Origin of the sequence: Aetokthonos hydrillicola CCALA 1050 (assembly GCF_017591665.1) — a bacterium.
Lineage (GTDB): Bacteria > Cyanobacteriota > Cyanobacteriia > Cyanobacteriales > Nostocaceae > Aetokthonos > Aetokthonos hydrillicola.
The window spans coordinates 69,997-96,342 of record NZ_JAAKGC010000007.1 but is presented as its reverse complement, the minus strand read 5'-3'; the positions used below and the strand labels follow the sequence as shown (position 1 = coordinate 96,342).

Here is a 26,346-nt window from a genome sequence, read left to right as displayed (position 1 = left end):
CGAGCGTAGCAAAATTTATCCCTCTTCGGTTTCTGTTTCTAAACGAGCGCTCTTGCTGGCTCCTAAAGGAGCATCGCCTCGTTCCAATTCCCAAAGAATTTGATTTCCTTCCCGTCGTACTCGTGATACGATCCAGTTTCGCCACCGCCACTCGTCTCCTCGACTGGTGACAGCACTAGCGTGGACGTCCATAAGGTCTGCGAGTTCAGAACTGGTGATTAAGTAGCCTTTTTTAGCGATTTCATCAGCAATATGGAGGGTTTCGATCAAGTTGCGGAGTTGCGCCACTCTTGTCTCGCGCGGTATATCGTCGTTTATAGCGTTACCAGCGATATGAGGTTCCATAGTAATTATATTTATTGGCAGAGTACTGATTTGCGTCTTTGTGTTAATTATTGTAGAATTTGTCTCAAAATCAGATACTTTTGATACATTTTCCTCATCTTTTTGTGGTAAAGATAGGTGAGAGTTTCGTGGTGAAGATAATTGAGAGCTAGAGTCACCCAGTTTTTGTAGGGATGGAGTTTTCCCACTGGCAAATGCACGAGCGATCGCATCGCAGCGTTCGTTACCTATATTACCTGTATGACCCCGAACATGTTGCCACTTTATCTGTCGGCTATTGAGTTCATCTAACTTTTCCAAAAGATCTTGGTTAAGAACTGGATTTCCATCCGCCTTTTTCCAACCTTTCTTTTTCCAGCTTTTTACCCACTTGGTAACGCAGTTGATTAAATATTCACTGTCGGTATAGAGAGTGATATTTTCCTTTTGTCCAGACGCTTTGAGATATTCCAGCCCAGCGATCGCTGCTTGCATTTCCATTTTATTATTGGTAGTTCGCGAAGATGCACCACCTATTTCGTGAATTGAATTATCGTCGAAGTAGATGACCACACCCCATCCGCCAGGACCAGGGTTACCTGTGCAAGCGCCATCTGTGTATATGCTTTGAATTATAGGAATTGAAGACATAGTAAAGAATTTATCTGGAAAGTATACAGGTTAACACAATGGATTCGGGCATAGGGCATAGGGCATAGGGCATGGGGCATAGGGCATAGGGTATTGGGTTTAATTCTTCCCTTGCTTCCCCTGCTCCTCTGCTAAGAGCTCCCTGCTCCCTTGCTCCCTAATATTGTTGAATTTGCGGTAATTAACACAACTTTGTAAAAATTTCAACCGCTTGAAATATAAAAATTTACATAAAATTACGTATTTTTATCGGTTTGATCTAGGAGAGTATACAGTTACAAATGAACAATAGCGTTTCTCTATTGCTTGAATACAGGCACTTCTAAAGGGGACGATTGTTGTACTTCTGCCGTGTACTGTATTGCATCTGAAAGAGAACCTCTATAAATTCAGAGTTGAGCTATAGCAGCAACTGTTGCTACATCGGTAAACTCACATCAAACAACAGAAGAGCATTTATATGAAAAACTTTTTCAGTCAATCAGCAATAGCAGCAGGTGTCGTCTTATCATCTGTACTTGTTTCACACCCGGCAACAGCTAGTTCTTTCTTTGAGATAACTGTAGAAAACCCAGGTGTTCAAAAATCAGCACTTGCTAACGATTCAGCAACTGGCGTTTATGTAGAAAATTTTGATTCTAAAAGCACAACCTATAACAACGGCATTAGCTTTGCTGGTAATTCCAGTGTTGGCACCTACGACAATGCTCAAGTAGTGTTAGCAGACCAGTTCGGCGGTGTTCGTGGCAAAGGAAATTATTTAACTGTCCATCCAGGTAGAGCACAAGCACCAAGTACATATACTAAATCAACCCTGACTCTAAAAAAGTCACAGCGATACTTTGGCTTATGGTGGTCAGCTGGAGATGAAAATAACGAGATGGACTTTTACTCTGGTAACACGCTTTTACAAAAATTTACAACAGCAGATGTTATCAGTTTTATCAATCAGCAGCCTAACCAAGAAGCTTACTACGGCAATCCAAATTCCAAGTTTAAAGGTCAGGACTCACGTGAACCTTTTGCTTTCTTAAACTTTTTTGCTGACCCTAATGACTCAAAGGTGACCTTTGATAGGATTGAATTCATCAATAGCTCTAGTAACAGTGGTTTTGAATCAGATAACCATACTATAGCGGCTGAGTACACTAAAATTTCTGGCAAACGTATCGTTGTTTCAACGCCTGAGCCTTCCGGTGCAGTAGCATTAGGTATAATTGCAGGAATTTGTCTATTATTCCGTAACAGAAGAGTTTTTGCTAATTAGCCGAATTTACGAAACTTCTGTTGACTGTAAGCGAAACTACCCAGCAAATACTGATAAAAGCCTGAACCGACGATTTATCAAATTGCCGATTCAGGCTTAATTTACAACAGAGACAGCCAAAAGCCTAAGCTTGAAGGTTAGCTTGTTCTTGTAACCAAGGATCAACAGGTTGTCCGTCTTTGCGACGCAGCTCGATTTCAACGACCATCACTTCTTTTGATCCTGGGGGAGCAGGTTTCTGATTGAAAAAAATGTCATAATCTGCTGGATTATGGTTATGCTCTTTCAACCAATCTTGGACCTTAATTGTCGCGAAGAACGATTGCCCTTGCTCAAACATGCGGGTGATCTGCATCTGTAAAGAGAAAGGATCTAGTTTAGCCATTGTCAACTCCTTTGATGACACTATAATAGGGGAATGATGCTATACTTCTATAAGTACGGCAGGAAGTGCCGGAATTCACGCTTGAGGAGCTAGTTGCAAGACTAGGATAACACTGACAAAAATCATGTGTGCCCAAGAAGCCCAGTCCTCTGTGACTGAAGCACTTCACAATTTTATCTAAACCAAAGGGTAGGCATTTTGTCTACCCTCAAAATCTCTTGCTCTTCAAACCTTTTGAGAACCATAAACGTTGTAGCTTTTGCTCATCAATAACTTTTATCAATTTAAAAAGAAAAAGTGTTTGTTAACAACGGCAAGAGTTTATAAAGTAGAGATGGTTAACCAATATATAATTGGGGTTTGTTTAGCAGAACTTTAAGCCTGATTAAAGGAAACTAAATGAACAATATTACCTTTATTTAAGTCTGAATTTGAAACATTAAGCTTGTGGAACTCTCTAATAAATCTGAATACGCACTTCTAGCCCTTTTAGAATTGGCAAGTTGCTACAACAGCGGTGAATCTTTGCAAATACGACAGATAGCAGCGCTACAAGATATACCAAATCGCTACTTAGAGCAACTCTTGGCTACTTTGAGGCGTGGAGGTTTAATTAAGAGCATACGTGGAGCCAAAGGCGGTTATGTCCTCGCTCGAGATCCACGGAAAATTACAATTTTAGATGCTTTCAACTGTATTGAAGGCTCAGATGTTGTTAGCTCCCCAGATGATACTTCTCCTACAACAGTTGAAAGTGATGTAATACATGAAGTTTGGCAGGAGGCGCGTCAAGCAGCTTATGGTGTTATGCAAAACTACACGCTTCAAGATCTTTGTGAGCGCCGAGCAGTCCGAAGAAATATGGAGCTTATGTACTACATATAGTACTATTGACTAATTACGAATTAGATGGGTCGGTTTTCCTACCCCCTCAGTCATTGAGATTTTAGTCAAAATCTAAGAGGGGTTGTTATTAGGAAGGGTAAACGTATGTTCCCGTTTGATTTTTGGCATCATAACTCCTGCTATGGAGGAGAACCACTTTCTCGTAAAAGCCGTTTAGAGCGTAAACTCAGATTCCTTAAGACTATACGGGATGATTTAGATAGTAAACTTGCTGGTCTAAATGCTGCTATTAATAAAGTCGAGGAGCAGCTAGGTCAAGAAGATGTAACACGAGTCTAAGGCGTTATAGAAGGAGTCAGAATTCAGGAGTCAGGAGTCAGAATGAATAGAATTGGGTTTTACCCAACTCTATTGAAGAGACTCTGCGATACGGGTGATTAAACCCCTTTATTCATCAATTGGTCACACTCAACCTTCATTCTGAATCCTGAGTACTGACTCCTGAATTCTCTTGATTAACTTTTCAAGTTAATAGGGCTACCTTGTACAGTTGGAGCTGAGTTAACGCCTAGGATTTGATTGATTGTTGGAACTATATCGATATTCCGTACTTGCTTTATAGTCCCTGGTTCAATATCTGGTCCAGCAGCAAAGAAAATAGCGCTCATGTTGGGTAGGGTAGCATCATAACCGTGGGCTCCATAGAAATTGGGAACTGAAAGCACTGGAGTACTCGAAGAAAGATCTCCTAAACGTTGAACAACAGGGCTTTGTGTACCGTCAAAGTTATAACCCTCAGTCAAAAGGGCTAAAACGTCGCCTGAATCTTGACCAATAGATTCATTAGTACCTATACCAAAGGAAGGATCATTGAGATCATTTGGTATGGGTCTAGGATAAATTTTGTCGAATACTGGCACGCTTTCTTTTTCTTGCGTGTAGTTCGGGTTATTGTCTACAAAAGCTTTGAGAGTATCAACAACTCGTTTCTGAAGTGTAATATATTCTTCACGCGTGACCGTACCATTTGGTTCTCGTCCCTGTAAATTGATGTAGACATTAACCGCAGGACCAGAGGTAATTGCTCGTACTTTAGTGGTATCGAAGCCATTGTTTATTAGCAGGCTATTTATATTTACTGCTGTGTGGAAGGGAGCAAAACCGTGGTCAGAAACAACTATGATGTTGCTATTAGGTCTTCCCTTCCGATCAGTACCTACCAACTTAATGATTCGCTCAACAGCTCTATTAGCAACTTTGTAAGCCGTCTCTACATATTTCTGATAACGAGCAACTTTTGCTTGGTCTTGGCGATCGCCGATTGTATTAGGATCTCGAGGATTGGTTGCTTGACGAGAGTCGGTCAGCAAATACTGGTGTTCGGAACCGTCAGGTTGTTCAATATAGGCTAGAACTAAGTCCGCATCTGGTTTCTGCCTTATTGCTCGTAGTACAACACGAGTCTGGTAGTCAACAAACGTGCGGACTTGATCTTCGTATGCTTCTTCCAGTTCAATATCTGGAAAACTATCTAAGCCTGGGGTGAGACGTTCAGGAATGCGGAAATCTGCTTGATAAGACCAGAAACCTACGTTGTTGTTAATATCATCCACATCAGCTATAACAGCCTGGTTACGTGGAATGGAATTGGCTGAGTAGCGGATAATCCGAACAGTAGAGAGGTCAGAACCAAGATTGGTAACGTAGAAGCCAGTTCCAGCTTTATTAGAGCTACCTTCCAGGTAAAAGGGACTAGAGGTTTTATCCTTGGCTCGAACGTAAGCAGGTCCCGTTGACGGTAAGCGGAAAGGACCTGATTTTATGCCGTTAGTAGCGTCAAAAAATACTAGTGTGTCATAGTTAACTACAGGGTCATCAGTAGTATCTAGAGCAGCAACTTGAATCGTGTAGTTAACACCACCAACCGTAAAAGTCTCAAGTGGGGTTTTTTTCTGAAGTATGGTGCTGTAAAATTTCTTACCTGCAGCTTTAAGTTGGTCTTGTGTGGTCTGAGGAGCTTCAGTGAAATCTGTTCTGGTAAGGCTAAATCCTTGAGCGGACACTCCAGCAAAGGCTCCGAAGGGAACTGTATAGTCTACAGTTCGCTTATTAGAAGACTGAATAATGGGACTATTTGTTATACCTGGTACTGTGATATCTACGCCATCTGCACCGGGGAAAGTAGCTGCAACAACTTTTTTCCCATTTGCTTGCAGGGATAACCAAATCGGTTCTGCTGTTGGTTCAGGACTTTCAGATGGTCCTGAAACTGAGTAACCACCAATTGGTGCAGCAAACCCACTGATAGTTTGGTTAAAGGGGCTAGCAACCAACTTAAAAGTATTAGTGTTAATATCCGTGCGGGCTGTGGTCGAACCAGTACCAATAGCAATGTGACACGCAGCAGTCAGTGAAGGGGTACAAGTTATATTCTGTTGCGCGACAATTCCTTTACTCTTCAACAGTCCTAAGCCTCGATCTGCACTAAGTACATTATTAGAAAGATATTGATTTGCTAAATATTGTGTTCCACCATCAAGTGAAATAAGAATCACTTTTGGATGTGGTGACTTTGCGATTGCTTTCCCTAGGAAACCTATTTGAGAAGGTATTACTGTAATCAAAATGAAGGCGAGAAATGCTGCTGCGGTTAGAGAAAAAAACCGCCTGCGCGAGTAACGATTCCCACTCCACAACGCTCTCGCAAATCGATAAGGTATGATACCGATACTAGCCAGATATAGATTGAATCTGCCTCCCACTTTCTCCTTACCTCCATGTTTATACTTAGATAAGACAGTTGCCAACTTTAGCTTTAGCAGTACTAAGTTAAAGGAAGGATATGAAGTCTTTATGGGAGTTTTAATAGAAAGAATTCAGGAGTCAGGAGTCAGGAGTCAGGAGCAAGAGTTCAGAATTAAATTTTGTGGCGCTGGCGGATGTCTTCTTTTTCAATAGGTGTACAAATCGTAAGTAACTGATACCAAATGTGTACACTTTAATACATAAAAAACCTTCTATTCGGATGCTTTTGTGACATCTCACCAAATCTAGATGCTTCATCCTTTCTGGTGATGGCACAGAGGAATTCTAAACGCTAGGGTAAAGATACCAGCGTTAACGAACTCTGGAGCCTAAATATATGAAAAAAATTATTTCTGCTAGTTTAGTAACCTTAGCCGCTGCAACTGGTTTTCTACTGAACAATCAATCAGCTCAAGCTCACTACCCATACTACAATAGGTATCCTTACCACCATATATATCCAGGACCATACTGTTATCCTTATACTCAATGGCTAGTTAGGGAAGATCCAGCGGATCATCCTCAAGCTTACTCAGATGGCTACCGTCAAGGACGCGAAAGTTCACGAAAAAATGAGAAGTATAAGCCTCGTACTGCTGGTGGTGAATTCGCTCGCGGGTTTAGGGATGGCTATTATGGAAGATCATTCACAGGTCAAAGAGTCATCGTGGCTGACAGATATCAACCGTATGTTACATCAAATTGTGGTTGGTTTTAAAACAGTGAACAGTAAACAGTTATTAGTAATCGAGGCGTATGGTGCAGTGATAACTGAATAACTGTTAAAATTGTGTGTCGCCAAGGATAAACACATTATTCTTGACTGATAACTGATAACTGATAACTGTTTGTTGTGGCTGGGAGAGAGCTTTTGGCAACGATTAAGTGCAAAGATGTGACGTTTACCAATATTCAAGCAATTTTGTTTGATAAAAACGGCACCTTAGAAGATTCAGAAGCGTATTTGCGATCGCTCGGACAAAGAGGAGCAAGGCTGATAGACGCTCAAATTCCGGGAACTGGGGAACCGTTGTTAATGGCATTTGGTATTAATGGCGATAACCTAGATCCAGCAGGTTTAATTGCAGTTGCAAGTCGCCACCAAACAGAAATAGCCGCAGCAGCATATATTGCTGAAACAGGAAGAGGATGGTTTGAATCATTAGCGATCGCGTCCCAAGCTTTAGACGAAGCTGAGAAATATCTTGGTACAACCCCTTCACCACTGTTTGTAGGTAGTTTGGAACTTCTAAAATCCTTATCACAAGCAGGGTTGAAAATTGGTATTCTTTCTGCCGCAACAACACCAGAAGTGCGTGATTTCGTCAAACATCATGACTTAAGTGATTATATTCAACTATCTATGGGAGTTGACGAAGGACCAACTAAACCAGATCCAGCGTTGTTTTTACAAGCTTGTAACGCCCTGGGAGTAGAACCAAGTGTTACACTCATGGTTGGAGATTCTGTTGGTGACATGCAAATGGCACGTAACGCCAAAGCAGCAGGTTGTATTGGTATAACTTGGATAAATAAGTTGGATAATGTTCAAGGTGCAGATGTCGTCATTAATCAACTTAGTGACATTCAAGTTGTATAGTAATACTCGTTGTTCTACACACCTTGTTTACCGGATCAGTTATCACTTATCAGGAAGAGCAGCAGTAATCTATTAACATTGCAGCATATACCTTGATCACTGATAACTGTTTACTGTTTACTGATAACTGTTAAGTTCCCTGTTCCCTCTCTCCAGCAATGAATTTAATCTTGTGCAAATACTTAATAATTCCAATAAGCTTATTTGGAGTTTGCTCGAGTGCTTTGGTAGCTACTGCTCAAGCACAGGAGTACAAACCGATTCCTGTATTGGAATTTGGAAAAGAACTCAAAGATACACTTTCAACTAAGGATATTCCTTTTGGAGACTCTGGATTTGCACGAGATTACTTTGTCAACTTGGCATCTGGTGATCAAGTCATTATAGAAGTAAAATCTGATAGTTTTGACACAATTGTTACCCTACTATCTGCTAATGGTTCCACAGCAGGAGAAAATGATGATGGTCCCGATGGAACTACCAACTCCTTGTTATTTGCTCGAATTGTAAAATCTGGTAAATATATTATTAGGGTACATGCTTTTGGGGATAAGAAAGAAACCGGTCCATTTAGCCTAAAAGTCACACGTTTGCAGCCTGAAAAATAACCAACATGTTTATCAGCGGTTGTAGCACCAATGTCAAAACTATCTATCGTAGAAACATCAGCAACAAAATCGTTTCCTGATCTGTTTGAGGTTGCCGAGTCCCTAGCTAGGGATTTTGCAACCCGTGCTGCTACTCACGACAGAGATAATTCCTTTCCATTTGAGAACTTTGAAGCTCTCCACAAAGCACAATTATTAAGTTTAACTGTGCCAGTAGAATTTGGTGGTCAAGGTGTAGGATATACTACCGCTGCGCATGTGATTGAAAGGATAGCGAGTGGTGATGCTTCTACTGCCTTAGTGTTGACAATGCACTATTTACAACATGCTAATGCTGCTCGCACTCGTCGTTGGAATCCTTCCGTGTATGAACGCCTGTGTCGGGAATCTGTGGAAGGCATTGCTCTAATAAATGCTGCGCGTGTGGAACCAGAATTAGGGACTCCTGCTAGAGGCGGATTACCTGCAACTCTTGCCAAACGAACATCTGATGGTTGGCAACTAACTGGTCACAAACAATACACAACTGGTAGTCCAATTTTGCGCTATTTCGTGGTATGGGCACGTACAGATGACTCAGAGCCACAGGTAGGGAATTTTTTGGTACCACGCGATCGCCCTGGTGTAAAAATTGTGGAAACTTGGGATCACCTAGGAATGCGTGCAACAGGAAGCCACGATCTAATTTTAGATAACGTGTTGATTCCGCCAGAGTACCTTTTAGATGTCCGTCCTCCAAAAGCTTGGGCACCACCTGATCCATTAACGATGGCGGGTAACAGTTTGCTGCTGAGTGCCTTGTATCAGGGGGTAGCAACAGCAGCACGAGATTGGTTAGTCAGCTATTTGCATCAGCGATCGCCTTCTAATTTAGGCTCAAGTTTAGCAAATTTGCCGCGCTTCCAAACATGTGTTGGTGAAATTGAAGCACTACTTTATGCTAACAATCGACTGATCTATACTCTTGCATCTGATATTGACAAAGGTCAACACGATACTAGTGTAAATTTACAAGCGCAAACAGTGAAATATTTAGCGACAAATAACGCTATTCGATCTGTAGAAATTGCAGTAAAATTAATAGGAAACCCAGGGTTATTTAAAACAAATCCTCTTGAAAGACATTATCGTGATGTTCTTTGTAGTCGCATCCACACACCTCAAGACGATGCGGTTTGTTTGGCATTGGGTAAATCAGCACTCTTTAAGTAAATTTTTTTGAAGTTAACTTCCTAAAGAGCGTTAAATCGTGGTCGTATTTCTACAGGAAACACAAAACAATTTAATTAATCTTGACTAATGACCACAAAGCTGATCCCATATTCCAACAATAAATTATGGATGGCGGCAATTAAACCGCCAATGTACAGTGTTGCCATTATGCCCATCTGGGTTGGAACGGCTGTAGCTTATGCAGAAACTAAGATATTGAACTCAACAGTTTTTTTCACTTTTTTAATCGCTGCAATTTTAATTTTGGCCTGGGAAAACCTCAGTAATGATGTTTTTGATTCAGAAACAGGAATTGATATAAATAAACACCATTCTTTGGTAAATTTGACAGGCAATAAATTATTAATATTCTGGCTAGGAAATTTATTTTTGGGTCTTGGTTTATTGGGAATACTAATGATTGCTTGGTGGCAACAAGACCTAACTGTAATTGGGATAATCCTGTTGTGCTGTGGTTTAGGCTACCTTTACCAAGGCCCTCCCTTTCGTTTAGGATACCATGGTTTAGGTGAAATTCTTTGCTTTTTTGCTTTTGGACCATTAGGAGTTGCAGCAGCATACTACAGCCAAACCCAAACTTGGTCGCTCACCAGTATAGCAGCCTCACTGATTGTGGGAATTGCCACAAGCTTAATTTTGTTTTGCTCACATTTTCACCAGGAAAAGGATGACATCGCGGCAGGAAAGCGATCGCCTATCGTTCGTCTAGGTACAAAAAAAGCCGCCTATCTTCTACATTGGTCTACAGGCAGCATTTACGCACTAAGTTTTATATTTGTGCTTTTGGGAATTTTCCCAGTTTGGACGCTACTGAGTTGGCTCAGTTTACCATCTGCCATAAAGTTATGCTCTCACGTCCAGGAATATCATGACCAACCCGAAAAAGTCAGTAATTGTAAATTCATTGCTGTCGCAGTTCATTTTTGGGCTTGCTTACTGTTTGGTTTAGGATTCTTCCTCTATAGCGGTTTTCAACTCAGTTAAAGAACCAATTACCCCTCACCCCCAGCCCCTCTCCCAAATATGGGCGAGGGGAGAAATTTTTCCAGTTCCCCTTCTCTCAAATATGGGCGAGGGGAGAGAGCGTTCCAGTTCCCCTTCTCCCAATATTTGGGAGAAGGGGTTAGGGGATGAGGGCTATCAATGCTCCGGTCAAATATTGTTCTAATCGATACCAAGCATGTGAAACCTTGATGAATAGTCCTTTAGCCTATCTTAAAAACCTTTCTGATGACTGGTTGTTCAATTACAACAGCCGTGAGTTCCAGCGAATTGCTGAAGAATTGTATTTAGAACTAACTCAGCTATCAAAAGGTCAAAATCCTCCAAAAATTGTCTTAGCCGAACCTCATCCAGTTAGGTTTCTAGCAGTTTTTATAGCTGCTTGTGCAGCTAATTGCCAAATTTTTCTTTGTAACCACGACTGGGTAAAACAAGAATGGAAACAAGTCCTTGATTTAGTCGAGCCAGATGTGATTTGGGAAGCAGAAGGTGCAGGCGGTTTGAGAAAGGTAGTGGGTACAGGGAAGAGGAAAATACAAGTAAAAGAAATTGCTTCCTCTCAGACTCCACTGATCATGATTCCTACTGGTGGATCATCAGGAAAAATAAAGTTTGCGATTCACACCTGGCAAACTTTAGTAGCTTCTGTGGAAGGTTTCACAAAATATTTCGGACTAAATCAAGTTAATTCCTTTTGTGTGTTGCCACTATATCATGTCAGTGGCTTAATGCAGTTTATGCGTTCCTTTATTACCAAAGGCAAACTGAGCATAGCACCATTTAAAGAAGTTACATCTGGCAAAATATACGATATTGAATCATCAAAGTTTTTTATATCTTTAGTACCAACCCAGTTACAATGGTTTCTACAAAATCCGCAACTGACAGAGTGGTTAGCAAAATTTGAAACTGTACTTTTGGGAGGTGCGCCAGCTTGGAATGAACTTTTAGAGAAAGCCAGATATTATAAAATACGCTTAGCTCCTACCTATGGCATGACAGAAACAGCTTCTCAAATTGCCACTCTTAAACCAGATGATTTTCTTAATGGTAAAGTTAGCTCAGGAAAAATTCTTCCCCATGCAAAGGTAAATATTTGTAATGACCGAGGTGAGGGTTTAAATAGCAATCAAATAGGAAATATCAAAATTCAAAGTCAATCGTTATTCTTGGGTTACTACGACTCCCAAGTTACGTTTAAAGATTTGGATAACAATAATAATCTAAATTATTTACAGGTAGATGACTTAGGTTTTTTAGATGAAGAAGGTTATTTAAATATCATCGGGCGTAGTAATGATAAAATCATTACAGGTGGGGAAAACGTATACCCAATAGAAGTCGAATCAGCGATTAGAGCAACTGAAATGGTAGAAGACGTTTGTGTAATTGGTATTCCAGATGAGTATTGGGGACAAGCCGTAACAGCTATTTATATTTCTAAAAGCTCGCATACCTCTACAGTAGATATACAAAGCCTTATAAAAGATAAACTCAGTAAATTTAAAATTCCTAAAAATTGGGTTTCAGTATCAACTTTGCCCCGCAATGCTCAAGGCAAAATTAATCGGCAAAACCTACAGCAGTTAGCGTTGAAATTACTAAACAATCACATGTGAATTTTTAACAAAAACAATTCAGCTTGGCAATTCTATGAGACTGACTCTTATTGTAGTAAAATACCAATCTCATTAATTCCGACTCCTGAATTCTGGCTACTGACACCTTGTTTAAATAGCCTCTCTTGATTTTCTTCGCTCTGCACTTTCTGATTCTCTGCGATTTGTCTCTAACCATTCTTTGATATGTTCAGGCAATTCTGTTTTACTTCTAGTATCTGTTTCAATACAAACGTGTCTAGTCAAGCTTTTTGAGACCATTACGTCAGCAACCATAAGCTCATAAGTAATTTCGAATTTATCATTACCTAGCTGTTGAGGCACTAACCTAATAAGTAAATTATCTCCACAAAATATTGGTCGTAAAAAATCTACACTAGCATGAACAATTGGAAAAGCCACAGATGGATTAGTAAAAAAATCTTTGACATTAATCCCTATCTTTGATAAAGACTCTTCATAAGCTTCGTGGCAAATAGCCAAGACGTTGGCAAAATAAACAACTCCGGCAGCATCTGTATCTTGAAATCGAACGGTACGGTTATAAGTGAAAGACATATTAGAAAGTTTGTATGATATGAGTGATTAGGTTAGAGGTTCTCTTAACTATAAAAATTATATAGACTTCAAAGTGAAAAAATACCAAAGCTGTGAAAATACATAAACATAATTTCTTATTTATCACGGGTTAAATTGACTGCTGGTTGTAAAATCTCATCTTCTCAGAAATGCAGGGTGTGGGGTATAGGGTGTAGTGATAGCTCATCTGTTACACCAAGCTTTGTTAGTATCTCCGAATATTGCATCGAGCGGTTTTTGCGCATTGAATAAACACAGGTTTGGTTATGAGACTCCCCATACCCTATGCTTTACAAGGATTCCTAACCCCTGAATTCTATTTTGTAAAGTTTTGTATAGAATATGTTGTTGTTACAAAGCAGTGACACTACTGGTACCCGAATTATGGTTTATTCATGATAGTGAGTAATTCTCGGTTACTGGGGTTTCAAAGGAGACTGCAATGTCAGTGAAGAGTGCTGTGTGGAAACAGTTATTAGGGCTTGCTGTTAGTAACGTTTGTATATTCTCTACCAATTGTACAACTGCCCAAATTACGCCGGATGGGACTCTACCAAATAATTCCAACGTTACATTAAATGGCAGAGTCTTTAATATCACTGGGGGAACGCAAGCAGGGCGTAATTTATTCCACAGCTTTCAGCAGTTTTCTATTCCCACCGGGGGTACGGCTTCTTTCAACAACCGACTCGATGTTCAAAATATTTTTAGTCGGGTAACGGGTGGGTCAGTTTCTAGTATTGATGGAATAATTAAAGCCAATGGCACAGCAAATCTCTTTTTCCTCAATCCAAGTGGAATTATTTTTGGGAAAAATGCTTCACTCAATGTTGGTGGCTCATTTGTTGCTACTACTGCTAATGCCATTCAATTTGGTAACCTTGGCTCTTTCAGTGCAAATGTCCCTAATAATCCAGAGTTGTTGACAGTTAATCCAACAGCATTGTTTTACAACCAGATTGTCAAAAATGCATCCATTCAAAACAGTTCAACCGCTCCTGCTGGTATTGCACCAACAGGAGAAGATTCGTCTGGGTTACGTGTTCGAGATGGCAAGAGCTTGCTGCTGGTGGGTGGTAATGTCAGCATGGATGGCGGTCAATTAAATGCTTATGGTGGAAGAGTTGAGTTAGGGGGATTGGCCGCATCTGGAAATATTAATTTAATCTTAGATGGGAATAATTTGAGGTTGGGATTTCCTGAGAATGTTACTCGTGCTTCGGTATCGCTTACGAATCAAGCGTTTGTGGATGTATCTGGCGCAGGTAGAGGAGATATTGCGGTTAATGCCCAAAATATAGAAATTTTGGGAGGAAGTTTACTCTATGCTGGTATTGGACAAGGTTTGGGAACACCTGAAACAAAAGCTGGAGATATTACGCTTAACGCTACAGAACAAGTAAAAGTACAGCAGGGAAGTCAAATAAGAAATGACGTGTATCTCAACGCTACTGGCACAGGTGGAGATTTGACAATTACTACCAAAGATTTATTAGTGAGCGATGGGGCAAAGGTGGGTGCGAACACATTTGCTGTAGGTAAGGGAGGCAATTTAACAGTTAATGCCTTGAATACTCAACTAATTGGTACATCTACTGATGGTAGTACCCGGAGTGGTTTGTATACTTTTGCTGGCAGAGGCTCAACTGGAGATGTAGGAAATTTAACAATTAATACTCAAGATTTACTTGTGCGCGATGGGGCAGAGGTTAGTACTAGTACGTTGGGTGCAGGTAAAGCAGGTGATTTGACTGTCAATGCAACGGGTAGCGTGCAAGTAATTGGTAGGTCTGCTGATGGTCGTCAGCTTGCCAGTGGTTTGTTTGCTTCTGCTAACCAAGGTTCGACGGGGGATGCAGGAAATCTGACAATTACCGCTAAAGATTTACTTGTGCGTGATGGGGCAGAAGTTATTGTCAGCACTTTTAGTGCTGGTAAAGGAGGCAATTTAACAGTTAATGCCTCCAATAGCGTAAAACTGATTGGTACATCTGCTGATGGAAGTTTTACCAGTGGTTTATTTGCTGAGGCTACCCTAAACTCAACTGGAGATGCAGCAGTCGGGAAGGCTGGAAGTTTAACAATTACTACAAAAGATTTACTCGTAGACGACGGAGCAGAGGTTAGCGCTAGCACTTTCGGTGTAGGTAAAGGAGGTGATTTGACTATTAAAGTTCAGAATTTGCTTGTCCAAAATGGAGCAAGGGTTTCTGCTAGTACGTTTGGTGCTGCTAGTCAAGGTTCAACTGGGGATGCTGGAGACTTGACGATTACCGCTAGAGATGTACTCGTAGAGAGGGGACAGATTAGTACTGGTACCTTTGGTAAGGGCAAAGGAGGCAACTTGATTGTTAATGCTGATCACATTCAACTGATTGGTAGGATTGTCAATGTTAATACCGCTGCCGGTGGTTTACTTGCTTCCGCTGAACCTGGTTCAACTGGTAATGCAGGAAATTTGACAATAACCACTCAAGATTTAACGGTGAGTGACGGTGCCAGTGTACTTGTTGATAGTCGTGGCATGAGTAACGCGGGTATTATGACGATCAACGCCAATCGCATCCGTCTTGATAATGAAGCCTCTCTCAATGCTAACACTCGTAGCCCCAACAAAGACCCCAACCGGGAACAAGCGACAATAAACGTAAACTCCCCACTTTTAATCCTCAGTCGAGGCAGCAACATCACCACCAATGCCACAGGTACAGGCGTTATTGGTGGCAACATCAACATTGATACTGACGTTTTAGCCGTTGTAAAAAAGAGCAATATCAGCGCCAATTCTACTGATGCTAGAGGAGGTCGGGTAGTTATTAATACTCAAGGGCTTTTTCGCTCCCCTGATAGCACCATCACAGCTACAGGGGCAAATTTTCAATTAAATGGCACGGTACAAATTAATACTCCCGAAGTTGACCCCAGTCATGGTTTAGTGACTTTACCCACAGTCTCCGAAAAACCCCCAAAGCTAGTTGACTCTAATTGTCGTGCCTTTAATGAAATAGCAGGTGGTAGTAACTTCACCATCACCGGACGCGGTGGCTTACCCCCCAGCCCTTACGAACCCCTTACCAGCGACGCGATATGGTCAGACACTCGCCTCCCACAGACTACAGCACACAAAAATCAACCCAACAGACACGCTGCTCAAATTAAACCTAAACCCATAGAAATTGTTCCTGCTACTGGCTGGGTGTTCAACGGAAAGGGTGAAGTCACCCTCATCTCTTCTGTACTCAACACTACCTCTAGTGGTACTCAAACGAGTTGTCCTGCAAGGTGAACATCTCTTCCAATTACCCCCTAGCTTCATGCGATCGCTCTCTCAAAGGTAAGTTAACCATTGAGCGTAGAGTTTGCTCCTAATGCATTAACTTAACGGTTGATAAATATCTTCAGAACTAGGATTAAGATATGGGCGGTGTAAATCAATACCTAGTTGAGCAAAATGTTCATGGATTGTGCTAATACGCTCTTCTGGAGAGTGCTTGTCGTTTTGCCAAGCTTCTAGCAAAGCGTTAGCAACAATTTGACAACGGTTCATGCCGAAACTTTCTGTACGAGCAAATTTTTGGCTTGGTTGTTCTGCGACACTCAGCCCTGGTGCTAAAAACTTGGTGAATAAGGGAACTTCTTTGTGAAAATCTGATTGATGCTCTCTATAAATATCCTGAAGAATTTCTCGTATTAGGGTATAGTTATGGCGCTCAAAGTAAAGTTTTCCTGAATCATAGCGTCGATACGCAGATCGATTGTATGGAACCTGAAAGCTAAAGGGAATAGCTGCATCATTGAGTTCCCGTGTTACCCTATCCATGAGGGCGATCGCACCCGACGGAGTTAAGTTAAAATAAATTCTGCCTACACCCAAATCAGTATCTCGATAGCCAAGTTGTTCTTGACCAACATTACTGACTGCAATATAGAAGCTATTTTGTAATCTGTTTTTCGGCATCCAAATAGCAACCAACCCACCAACCTTAACAGATTTTATCGCCGGTTCTAAATGACAATCACGTTCAACGTACAATGTCAACCCGCCTTTAGTCACCGCTATACTTCCGTCAGGTTCCCGCCGTAATACTTGCCAACCAGGGTCAAAGTAACCTTTACCATGATTGTTATTATGCAGTTGCTCGTAAAATTCCCAGTCAATCTCCAGCAAAGAATTATTTTCTAAATTTTGGCATGGCACATCATGAGCAGGATCAGCACTCATTGCTAAAGTTGTTTGCAGAGAGCCATTGTAATATATCCCATGAAGGAAGTTCCGCAGTAGCAAGGTAAGATACTTCTGCTGCAAAGCTGGTGAATTTTGCTGAAATCGATCTGCTACTTTAGTAGGCAGTGCAAAGGGTTGATATTCAGGATGACGAATACAAAAGTTTGGCTCAATCTGTATATTATTAGCAATATCAAACAAGGAATTGAGCAGTTGATTGGTAGTAGAATTACGCATAATTTAGGATATGAGTGAGAATAAATACTTAAAGAAGGAGTCACGAGTCAGAAGCGATGAGATAGGGATTTCACCAGAAGCAGAAGCGATGAGATAGAATTCCCAAGCTGAATTCCGACTCCTGTCTCCTGAATTCTTTTTTATTAACATCCACGTAGACGTGTGTTGTCGTAATAAAGGCGAAGTAAATTTTGCTTTTTCTCTTGGTGCTGGCGATGTGTAACTTTTGCGAAAGGCTTAATGATTTCCGATTCTGAAACACCAAAAACTGTTAATACAGAGTCTTCAGGTTTCGTGAGTAGTTTTTTTGCAAGTTGCAGTTTGCAAATAGCAGCATTATTAAAGTATCTACGGTGCTCAATCATTTCCTGAGTTTGATGAATTAACACTAAACCTGCAAATTGAATAGCTTGTAAGCAGAAATCTGGGCGGTACTCCAGTATGCTTGAGAAAGCATTGAGATATGCTTGGATTAAAGCCAGTATTGAAGGTTGAAGAACTTCCAAAGGCGTAGCTGCTAAATGTAGAGATTCTTCTAACTCAATGATTGGATCTATAACCAAGCTATCTAGCCAAATTTCTAAATAATTGGCTATTAGAGTTCCTAGATCAAATGCTGGATCTCCCCAAGCACAAGCTTCCCAGTCGATAAATCGCACAAGGCAATTATCTAGTTGATCCCATTTTGAATGCACTAGAATATTGTGGAATTTTAGGTCGTTATGAGTTAGGCAACAAGGTTTCCATTCATTTGACAACTCTGCAATTGCTGCTTCTAAACTTGCGTAACACTGATAGAGAGTGTAGAATTTCAGTGCATCCGTGGGAATCAAGCCAAAAGTCTCTGGTCCTATTGAGCCTATTCCTTGTGCTGGATTGTAAACTTGATAGCGAAACTGTCCTTGCGGAGGAGTTGCCATAAATTTACGATACTCTTGGTGATTGAATGTAGTGCGATGCAGCATTCCCAAAGTGGTACCAATTGCAATGGCAATTGCTTTTGGGAAGTACAAGGTATTTTGATAAAAATCTGCCAGATCGACATACTCCGTCAGGTAGTTACGGACGATGATGGAATTTTCTTCATCGAAATGTGCTACTAATGGTATAAGCTCCGAGATATTTCCTAAAACAGGAAAGCGCTGAAGTAATTGCTCAAACAGCCACTCGTTGAAAAACTCTTGCGGATTTACTTCATTTTCAATGCAGCGTTCTTGTTTAACCAGTAGCTTTTGATTTTCGGATACACTAACTACTAAGTTGAAATTTTTCTTGCTATTTGAAGGTAATTCAGCGTTCCCTAATAAGCTCTTGTTTGAGCTAATAAGACCATTTTCTTGCAAGTATTTTGTAACGTTATCAGAAGATATTGAAAATACCATATATTCTTTCCTAAAATCTAAAATTTTTAGAAACCACAATATTTTTATTGCCTATCTATAGCAATACTGTCTAGGTTTGATAATTTTTATGAGTGCCTGTATAGCTGACTTTCGTTCAACTTCGACACCATAGATAGATCTACACAATCATCGATTGTTAGGCTTTCTACAGCAGCAATCGTTGAGTATTAATAATCTATTAATATCCGATTTTTTGGATTAACGCTTGCCAAAATGGCAACAATACACTCAGAAATGATCCAAATATTACTAGAAAATTATAAATAATTCTTTAGGGTTTTTATCCTGATTTTTTCTAACTGCTGTGCAAATCTTAATAGATTTCATCCTTTAGTTAAGGCTCTAACATGTACAGCAACAAATATCTTCAACAAAGCATTTTCTATGTTCATTAGTGAAGGGTTTAACCCCTCATAGTTAAATCGTTGATTCTACCTTGTTTATGTACTCGGAAATCAATTTTAAGTTCATTGCCAACATTAATTAGTGCAGGGTTTAACCCCTCATAGTTAAAGCGTTGATTCTATCTTATTTATGTACTCAGAAATCAATTTTAAGTAGTATCTTGAAATGCGCTGAAATCGAAATAGATAGAGACTAGCGGTATGTGTTTAGCCGCTTACCTCGCCTGCTGACTGGGTGTAGGAGATAGGGTGTAGGGGGTAGGGTATGAAGAATATGTGGATTCAAACCCCATTGCTCTTGGGGTGGGATGTACATTGGCAGATCTCTTCCACTACACCCTACACCCTACACCCCACACCCTACCTCCTACACCCAGGAGCGAAGCGACGATTTTTCTTGCTGCAAGGTCCACTTTAGGGTAATATAAATGTACTAATCTATTTTTGGTAGGGAGAGTGGAGCAATGTCAGAGAAAACTGACAATGATCGTGTCATGGAGATTTATGCTACCTTCCCAATAGCTGACTCAGCATCATGGTTAGCGCCACCACGCCCAAAATAGTCATTAATCCCGCAGGCATAAACTTACGTGTCTTAGCAAGTCTAAAAGCAAAGAAAACCACGAGAACAGAGGTGATAATCACCGCTAAGCTTAAACCCCAAGATTGACCTTGGATTTGGATAATAGCAGCAACCAGGAGTAATAAGCCGGTAATGCTACCACTGATCAGGGAAACTAGGCTACTAGCTTGTTTGTAACCAATAACACCACCAACAATGGCTAAAATGCCGTAGGCAAGAGCGGCAACAATACCTAAAGTCATTGTTAAAACCTATGTAGATTTTGATTTTGCTGCAAGAAGCGTCAGCAGACAATTTAACATAGCTGTTTAGCTAGATAAACGAGTTGATTGATGGATAATCAAGCGATCGCAAAGATCCAATTCCTTCAGCGTCAAGCAGCCTCCCTCTTACTTTACCAATCTGTTCTGGAAGGTGAAGTAGGCAATGCATTTCTTGACCTGTTAAAAGCCATACGTTACACTGATGCCGATGCACTAGGTTGCCTTGAAGCTTACGGTAGATACTTCAATTCTTTAGCCACAAGAAATCAAAACTGGGAGGAGTATTTAATCACTCAAATAGAGAGATCTGAGAATCCTTTTAGTATGCAGGCTCAACAGATAGATTTTGACCAATTGCCTGCATCGTTGATTGCAGCAGTTCAACACGATCTACAAGCCCTGCAGGATCTCTATGAATGCAGCAGCGCATCATTAAGTGAATGGGTACAAGATGTAGCGCGTCTACCTATTTCACCAGTAGTATGGTATAACGAGCAGGTAACACAAGATGTGGCAACGCAGCACATTTCATCTCTATTGAAGTCAGAACATTGGGCTGAAGCTGTAGAAGATTTGGCAACTTATTATAAGCAATTTGGCACAGGATTATTTGCAGAGTATAAGGCTTTACGTTGGCACTCTGGAAAATTTGTTGGCATTCGATATCCTGATCCGGTAAAGTTGAGTGAACTTGTGGGTTATGAATCTCAAAAAGACACTTTGCGGAAAAATACAGAATTTTTATTATCAGGGCAAGTAGCACTACACGTATTGCTTTATGGTAGTCGTGGATCGGGAAAATCTTCCTTAGTGAAAGCTTTGTTAAATGAGTATGGAAGTCAAGGCTTACGCTTACTGGAAGTGGGAAAATCTGAATTGCAAGATTTGCCTGTAATTTTAGAACAGTTACGGAGAAAGCAACAAAAATTTATCATCTTTGTCGATGATCTTTCCTTTGAAGAAGATGACGACGCTTTTAAAGCGCTCAAAGTTGTTTTAGAAGGTAATTTAACAGCGCGATCGCAGAATGTTGTAGTCTACGCAACTTCTAACCGACGTCACTTAATTCGGGAGTTTTTTGCAGACAGACCAACACCTAAAGAAAAAGAGGAAGTTCACGCATGGGATACAATGCAAGAAAAGCTATCGTTTAGCGATCGCTTTGGTTTAACATTGACTTTTGAACCTGCTGATCAAAAAACTTATTTAGAAATTGTCCGGCATTTAGCGTCGCAAGCTGGAATTAATATAAGGCAGGAAGACTTAGAATATCAAGCCTTGCAATGGGCTACTCGTCACAATGGTCGTTCTGGAAGAACAGCAAGGCAATTTGTTGATTTCTTGAAAGCTGACGTAGCCGTGTTTGGTTCGCAAAACTCTCTACAAGAACGTTAAGCAATAATTTGAGTTGTAATGACTACGAAAAATACTTATTCTGATAACTTGATTATGCTAAAAACCAGCAATATGCAATCAGCAACAAGTGGCAATCGGTTGATTATAGGTACAGTTGCCTTTGGTGTCAGTTTTGGTCTTAGTTTGGTTCTTAGTTGGAATTTTAGTAAAGCCTTTCTCTCAGGGTTAATTACTGTACCAGCAACCTATTTATCAGTTTTATTTGTAGATAAACGGAGAAGAGCTAATGAGATGATAATTTTAGATTCTCTTCAAAAGAGAATTAAAGAACTTGAGGTTGTGAAGTCCCGTATATTTACAGAAGTTAATCAGCTTGAAGCTCACAGTACATTATTATATACAGAGTCAAATAAGCTGCAAACTCAAGTAGCAGAACGCCTTAGTCAAAGAGACTTACTAAATCGAGAATTAAACAGTTTTGTAGGCGAGAGAAATCAGTTATCCGCAGAAATCGTCTATCTTAAAAATGAAATTCAACAATTAGAAACTACGAAAGCAGAATTAAATACTTCATTTTCTGCCCTAGCAGCCGAAAAACGTCGATTAGAGTTGAATTGCAGTATAACGCGCTCAGAGATAACTCAACTACAAAACCAAATCGGAGAATTCACACACCAAAAAGAAGAAATAGAAAGTAATTTAATCTTACTTAATCGACTCAAACCTCAACTAGAGGAAAAATTACATGCGCTAAGAGTTGAAATTCAAGAATTAGAAAGCCAAGGCAAAAAGCACAACCAATTGATTTTAGACAAAAAAATTGAGAAAAAGAATGTTGAGGCTAGTTTAAATTCTTTGCAAGCTAAACTAAACGAGCAAAAAACAGAACTTAAACAGTTAGAAGGACAGGTTGCATTACTGCAAGAGGAACGTGACCAATTACAAAACCAAGTTTGGGAACTGCTGCAACAAACAGAAACCCTTGAACAAGAACTCATCCCAGAGAGTAATATTGGGCTGCTTCCTCTGACTAATTTACTTGAATCTTTAGAAAGAAAAGAGAATATAGCCAGTATTTCGGAAAATTTGCCAGAAGAGTGGATTGAATTTTTGGCTCAGCTACCACAACATGAAATTGAAGTCTTGAAAGCTATGCTCAAAGAAGAAAATCCTAATTCTCATTTAAAAAAAATTGCCGAACAAAATATTACAATGCCGCATTTATTAATTGATTCGATAAACGAGCGAGCTAACAATACCATTGGGGAATTGATAATTAACCCATATGCTGAACCTGTTGAAATTTATCAAGAACATATGATAAATGTCAAAGAAATGATATCAGCATATGAAGCGTTGATCACTAACAAAACTTCAGCAAAATGAATTGAGTATTGCAAGCGATGCCCACCTTTAGGATAAAATCCACCCTTAAGCTAAAATAAGGTGATGTGAGGTGATCTGCATGGCAAAGCTCAAAATCTCGAAAAAAATATCTACTGGTTTGATAAACTCTCTTGGAGCAGGGGTAGTACCAAGAGTAGGACTAGAACATATAGCAGTAGGACGTCAGCAAGAACTTGGCAGCCTATTACAGAATCTTAATGATATAGCAGAGGGAGTAGCAGCATTTCGCTTCATAATAGGTAATTATGGCTCAGGTAAAAGCTTCTTGCTGCAACTCATTCGCAGTCATGCTATAGAGCAAGGTTTTGTCGTTGCTGATGCTGATTTATCCTCGGAGCGCCGGTTAGCTGGAACGAACAATGAAGGTTTAGCAACATATCGAGAGTTAATGAGCCGCCTCGCTACAAAAACTCGTCCTGATGGTGGCGCTTTAGTTTCAATCTTAGAAGGATGGATTAACAAAATCCAACAAGAAGTTGCCAAAGAAACCGGAATGCGCCCTAACGACGAGGGTTTTGATGACAAAGTTGAAGAGAAAATTAGGGAAGTCGTTGAGTATATTCAAGACTTAGTGCACGGATTTGATTTTGGTAGCGTCGTGATTGCCTATTGGCGTGGATACCGTTCAGACGACGATACATTAAAGGGCTCGGCTTTGCGCTGGTTACGAGGAGAATTTTCCACAAAAATTGAGGCAAAAGCGGCTTTAGGAGTACGTGTAATTATAGATGATGATAGTTGGTATGACTACATTAAGCTCTTAGCCAAGTTTGTTGCTGAAATTGGCTATAAAGGGTTTATCGTCATGCTTGATGAGGCTGTGAATCTGTACCAAATATCTACCACAGTCACTCGTGAGAAAAATTATAACAGGCTCTTGGGTGTTTTTAATGATATCATGCAGTGCAAAGCAGAGCATCTTGGGGTTCTTATCGGTGGAACCACAAAATTTTTAGAAGATCCAAACCGAGGACTTTTTGCAGATCAGGCTTGGCGTAGACGCACCAAAGAAAGCCGTTTTGCTACCCAGGCTGGTATTCAAGAAAATATGGGACCAGTTATTCGGCTTAACCCACTCACTCAAGAAGAAATCCTCACGTTGTTGCTCTCTTTAGCTCAGATACATGCTCTTAACTTTGGTTATGAGCAGACTTTGACAACTTCTAATCTCAAAGAATTTATCACGGAAATCGTCGAGCGTTTAGGCGCAGAAGCATTGCTCACACCAGGAGAGATTGTCCGAGATTTTATCAGCGTGCTAAATATCCTTTACCAAAATCCAAAAATTTCTTTTAGTGAACTCATTCACGGTAGTGATTTTAAGCCTACAGCATACGGTAAAGATCCTGAAGAAGAGGATGATGCAGCAGAATTTACCCTATAGCACTTTTAGTTGCTACTTCAATTAAATCTTCGATCTTCTTAATATTTGGATCTCCTGCTAAGTAACCAATTCCACGATGTAGGTGAAGGCGAAACTGCATTGCGAGAGTTTCTCTATCTGTACTCAAGCCATCATTGTGGCAGCGTTGCTTAAGAGCAAGTAGCAGAATATCAGACATTTCACCGCCAAATACCCGCCAAGTCATTTCTACATTGCTATCAGTGGGTATTGGTACTGGTGACGGAGGTGCGGATTCGGCTAGGGAACGACAAAACGCCCAACGGCATAATATATTCCATTGATCAATTTTAGTATTGCGTCTGAGTTTGAGAAGTTGGTCTTTGGCTGTTTGGGATAAGCGAATCCGATCAACTGGTGGTTCCATAAGTTGTTGGTATTTAATTTGTATATGGGATGCGGGGATTTTTGAATTTTTGATTTTAGGAAGTGTGACTGGCTTTACAATTCGTTTGATGCGATCAAAAACATTTCTCGAATTATGACAAATCAAACTCCTATCCCGGTTGTTGTCAATGGTGCTGCTGGTAAAATGGGCCGTGAGGTGATCAAAGCGATCGCGCAAGCACCAGACATGAACTTAGTAGGTGCAATTGACACCACTCCTGAACACCAAGGTAAAGATGCTGGGGAACTTGCTGGTTTAAGTGAACCATTGGAAATTCCCATCACGAATCAATTGGAACCAATGCTAGCGTTTGCATCTCAAGAAAAACAACCAGGAGTGATGGTTGATTTTACCCATCCTGACTCAGTGTATGACAATATTCGTAGTGCGATCGCCTATGGGATTCGTCCTGTTGTTGGTACCACAGGCTTAAGTCCAGAACAAATTCAAGATCTAGCAGAGTTTGCTGATAAAGCTAGCACAGGATGCTTAATTATTCCTAACTTCTCCATTGGTATGGTGCTATTGCAACAAGCTGCAGTCGTTGCATCTCAATACTTTGACCACGTTGAAATTATTGAACTGCATCATAACCAAAAAGCAGATGCTCCCAGTGGTACAGCAATTCAAACTGCGCAAATGCTAGCAGAGATGGGTAAAGTTTTTAACTGTGCTATTGTGGAGGAAACAGAAAAATTACCAGGCGCACGAGGTAGTGTAGCAGGAGAAGGTATTAGGATCCACAGCGTTCGATTACCAGGATTGATTGCTCATCAGGAAGTGATTTTCGGAGCACCTGGTCAGATCTACACCCTTCGACATGATACGAGCGATCGCGCTTGTTATATGCCAGGAGTCTTACTGGCAATTCGTAAGGTTCTCCAGCTAAAGTCGTTAGTATATGGATTAGAAAAAATATTGTAAATTTTTAATTCCAAATCTACACATCCAAAATCCACTATGCTAGTCCCTCTAACTCGCGAGAAATTTGAACAACTCATCCCCCGAATTGCAACTGGCCCACAGTACAAATATTATTGGGGGAAATTTTCTGATTTTTTGCAACGACTGTTAATTTCCGTGGTTGCTGCTGCAACTGTTTTACTAGTAAAAACGATTTTTGGACTTGAATTGGGTCCGATTCTATTTTTGCTAGGTTTATTTTGCGCTCTTTATTGGTTGTGGGGACCAGTATTTTGGGCAAGTCTGCGCAATGCAAAATGTCGCAGTTACAAGTACAGTGGGTTTTTCCGTGGTCGAGTATTGGATTTGTGGCTTACAGAAGAGTTATTAGGTAAACAGGAAACTGTTAATAGTAAAGGCGATTTAGTGATTGTCGAAAACAGGGAGAAGCGGATTAACCTAGAGGTCGGTGATGATTCAGGATTTACAGCTGAGTTGAAAGTACCGTTACGTGTTCCCTATAAAGTAATTGCTCGCGGTCAAGCTGTAGAAATGCTCGTGATGTCAAATCGTCCTGATTTGAGTGAGATTGAAGAAATTACCGATCTTTATATCCCCAGTCGCCAACTTTGGGTTAGCGATTATCCTTACCTAAAACGTGATTTCTTCTCCGTCGTCAGCAGTCGCCTACGTGATGACCAAGATGAACCACCCCGTCGCCGTCGTCGCCGTAAAGCAGAATTTTGAAGGAATTGTTCGACCAAACCGAACAATTCAAAAAAGGCTTATACCATTTTTATATGAAGCTCCATATATTGACCCTCGGCTACGCCGTCCCCCCTTACCAAGGGGGGAC

The 26,346-nt window shown here is 40.5% G+C and carries 23 protein-coding genes; 15 read left to right on the top strand and 8 right to left on the bottom strand.

The window, feature by feature from the left end:
• Positions 1-15 precede the first annotated feature (15 nt).
• The gene (gene rnhA, locus G4P69_RS05550) at positions 16-975 is read right to left on the bottom strand and encodes a ribonuclease HI (protein ID WP_208339272.1); all 960 of its coding nucleotides are present in this window, start codon (positions 973-975) and stop codon (positions 16-18) included.
• Positions 976-1,435: 460 nt separating this feature from the next.
• Here rnhA and G4P69_RS05545 point away from each other — a divergent pair, with 460 nt between their 5' ends.
• Positions 1,436-2,242, top strand: coding sequence for an Npun_F0296 family exosortase-dependent surface protein (locus G4P69_RS05545; RefSeq protein WP_208339273.1), 807 nt, complete (start codon positions 1,436-1,438; stop codon positions 2,240-2,242).
• Between the two features lie 124 nt (positions 2,243-2,366).
• Here the strand turns inward: G4P69_RS05545 and G4P69_RS05540 are convergent, their stop codons facing one another.
• Entirely contained in the window at positions 2,367-2,627 is a 261-nt protein-coding gene (locus G4P69_RS05540) for a hypothetical protein (RefSeq protein ID WP_208339274.1), read from the bottom strand.
• 447 nt (positions 2,628-3,074) lie between these two features.
• On the opposite strand from G4P69_RS05540, the gene G4P69_RS05535 reads away from it, so the two are divergent.
• Positions 3,075-3,512 carry an RrF2 family transcriptional regulator gene (locus G4P69_RS05535; RefSeq protein WP_208339275.1) on the top strand — a complete coding sequence of 146 codons (438 nt, stop codon included), beginning with the start codon at positions 3,075-3,077 and terminating at the stop codon, positions 3,510-3,512.
• Between the two features lie 105 nt (positions 3,513-3,617).
• Positions 3,618-3,812: a hypothetical protein gene (locus G4P69_RS05530; protein WP_208339276.1), complete on the top strand. Its 195-nt coding sequence runs from the start codon at positions 3,618-3,620 to the stop codon at positions 3,810-3,812.
• Positions 3,813-3,988: 176 nt separating this feature from the next.
• On the opposite strand, the gene G4P69_RS05525 is transcribed toward G4P69_RS05530, so the two are convergent.
• On the bottom strand, positions 3,989-6,235 hold the full coding sequence (locus G4P69_RS05525) for an alkaline phosphatase family protein (protein ID WP_313890539.1): 2,247 nt from the start codon (positions 6,233-6,235) through the stop codon (positions 3,989-3,991).
• Positions 6,236-6,615: 380 nt separating this feature from the next.
• Between G4P69_RS05525 and G4P69_RS05520 the strand changes: the two genes are divergently transcribed.
• From G4P69_RS05520 to G4P69_RS05495, 6 genes are all read left to right on the top strand, one after another.
• A complete protein-coding gene (locus tag G4P69_RS05520) occupies positions 6,616-6,996 on the top strand; it encodes a hypothetical protein (protein ID WP_208339277.1) in 381 nt (126 codons plus the stop codon).
• 153 nt (positions 6,997-7,149) lie between these two features.
• Entirely contained in the window at positions 7,150-7,878 is a 729-nt protein-coding gene (locus G4P69_RS05515) for an HAD family hydrolase (protein WP_208339278.1), read from the top strand.
• Between the two features lie 224 nt (positions 7,879-8,102).
• Complete coding sequence (locus tag G4P69_RS05510) at positions 8,103-8,486, top strand: PPC domain-containing protein (protein WP_243902146.1); 384 nt, start codon at positions 8,103-8,105, stop codon at positions 8,484-8,486.
• 30 nt (positions 8,487-8,516) lie between these two features.
• The gene (locus G4P69_RS05505; protein WP_208339280.1) at positions 8,517-9,698 is read left to right on the top strand and encodes an acyl-CoA dehydrogenase family protein; all 1,182 of its coding nucleotides are present in this window, start codon (positions 8,517-8,519) and stop codon (positions 9,696-9,698) included.
• 87 nt (positions 9,699-9,785) lie between these two features.
• The gene (gene menA / locus G4P69_RS05500) at positions 9,786-10,703 is read left to right on the top strand and encodes a 2-carboxy-1,4-naphthoquinone phytyltransferase (RefSeq protein WP_208339281.1); all 918 of its coding nucleotides are present in this window, start codon (positions 9,786-9,788) and stop codon (positions 10,701-10,703) included.
• 209 nt (positions 10,704-10,912) lie between these two features.
• Complete coding sequence (locus tag G4P69_RS05495) at positions 10,913-12,340, top strand: 2-succinylbenzoate--CoA ligase (protein WP_208339304.1); 1,428 nt, start codon at positions 10,913-10,915, stop codon at positions 12,338-12,340.
• Positions 12,341-12,451: 111 nt separating this feature from the next.
• Here G4P69_RS05495 and G4P69_RS05490 read toward each other — a convergent pair whose 3' ends face one another.
• Positions 12,452-12,898: an acyl-CoA thioesterase gene (locus G4P69_RS05490; protein ID WP_208339282.1), complete on the bottom strand. Its 447-nt coding sequence runs from the start codon at positions 12,896-12,898 to the stop codon at positions 12,452-12,454.
• A gap of 463 nt (positions 12,899-13,361) precedes the next feature.
• Here G4P69_RS05490 and G4P69_RS05485 point away from each other — a divergent pair, with 463 nt between their 5' ends.
• On the top strand, positions 13,362-16,205 hold the full coding sequence (locus tag G4P69_RS05485; RefSeq protein ID WP_208339283.1) for a two-partner secretion domain-containing protein: 2,844 nt from the start codon (positions 13,362-13,364) through the stop codon (positions 16,203-16,205).
• An 87-nt stretch (positions 16,206-16,292) separates the two neighbouring features.
• On the opposite strand, the gene G4P69_RS05480 is transcribed toward G4P69_RS05485, so the two are convergent.
• From G4P69_RS05480 to G4P69_RS05470, 3 genes are all read right to left on the bottom strand, one after another.
• The gene (locus G4P69_RS05480; protein WP_208339284.1) at positions 16,293-17,381 is read right to left on the bottom strand and encodes a T3SS effector HopA1 family protein; all 1,089 of its coding nucleotides are present in this window, start codon (positions 17,379-17,381) and stop codon (positions 16,293-16,295) included.
• A 143-nt stretch (positions 17,382-17,524) separates the two neighbouring features.
• Positions 17,525-18,763 carry an aminoglycoside phosphotransferase family protein gene (locus tag G4P69_RS05475; protein ID WP_208339285.1) on the bottom strand — a complete coding sequence of 413 codons (1,239 nt, stop codon included), beginning with the start codon at positions 18,761-18,763 and terminating at the stop codon, positions 17,525-17,527.
• A 932-nt stretch (positions 18,764-19,695) separates the two neighbouring features.
• Positions 19,696-20,013: a TMEM14 family protein gene (locus G4P69_RS05470; protein ID WP_208339286.1), complete on the bottom strand. Its 318-nt coding sequence runs from the start codon at positions 20,011-20,013 to the stop codon at positions 19,696-19,698.
• A gap of 90 nt (positions 20,014-20,103) precedes the next feature.
• Here G4P69_RS05470 and G4P69_RS05465 point away from each other — a divergent pair, with 90 nt between their 5' ends.
• The 3 genes from G4P69_RS05465 to G4P69_RS05455 all read left to right on the top strand — a co-directional run bounded on the left by G4P69_RS05465 (position 20,104) and on the right by G4P69_RS05455 (position 24,181).
• The gene (locus tag G4P69_RS05465; protein WP_208339305.1) at positions 20,104-21,429 is read left to right on the top strand and encodes an ATP-binding protein; all 1,326 of its coding nucleotides are present in this window, start codon (positions 20,104-20,106) and stop codon (positions 21,427-21,429) included.
• A gap of 18 nt (positions 21,430-21,447) precedes the next feature.
• Positions 21,448-22,776, top strand: coding sequence for a tellurite resistance TerB C-terminal domain-containing protein (locus tag G4P69_RS05460; protein ID WP_243902148.1), 1,329 nt, complete (start codon positions 21,448-21,450; stop codon positions 22,774-22,776).
• A gap of 79 nt (positions 22,777-22,855) precedes the next feature.
• Positions 22,856-24,181: an ATP-binding protein gene (locus G4P69_RS05455; RefSeq protein ID WP_208339287.1), complete on the top strand. Its 1,326-nt coding sequence runs from the start codon at positions 22,856-22,858 to the stop codon at positions 24,179-24,181.
• Here the strand turns inward: G4P69_RS05455 and dndE are convergent.
• The gene (gene dndE / locus G4P69_RS05450; protein ID WP_208339288.1) at positions 24,171-24,566 is read right to left on the bottom strand and encodes a DNA sulfur modification protein DndE; all 396 of its coding nucleotides are present in this window, start codon (positions 24,564-24,566) and stop codon (positions 24,171-24,173) included. The two genes, G4P69_RS05455 and dndE, sit on opposite strands and share 11 nt — an antisense overlap.
• A gap of 114 nt (positions 24,567-24,680) precedes the next feature.
• Here dndE and dapB point away from each other — a divergent pair, with 114 nt between their 5' ends.
• The gene (gene dapB, locus G4P69_RS05445) at positions 24,681-25,511 is read left to right on the top strand and encodes a 4-hydroxy-tetrahydrodipicolinate reductase (RefSeq protein ID WP_208339289.1); all 831 of its coding nucleotides are present in this window, start codon (positions 24,681-24,683) and stop codon (positions 25,509-25,511) included.
• 36 nt (positions 25,512-25,547) lie between these two features.
• Positions 25,548-26,237, top strand: a complete 690-nt coding sequence (locus G4P69_RS05440) for a phosphate ABC transporter permease (protein WP_208339290.1) — start codon at positions 25,548-25,550, stop codon at positions 26,235-26,237.
• Positions 26,238-26,346: the final 109 nt, after the last annotated feature.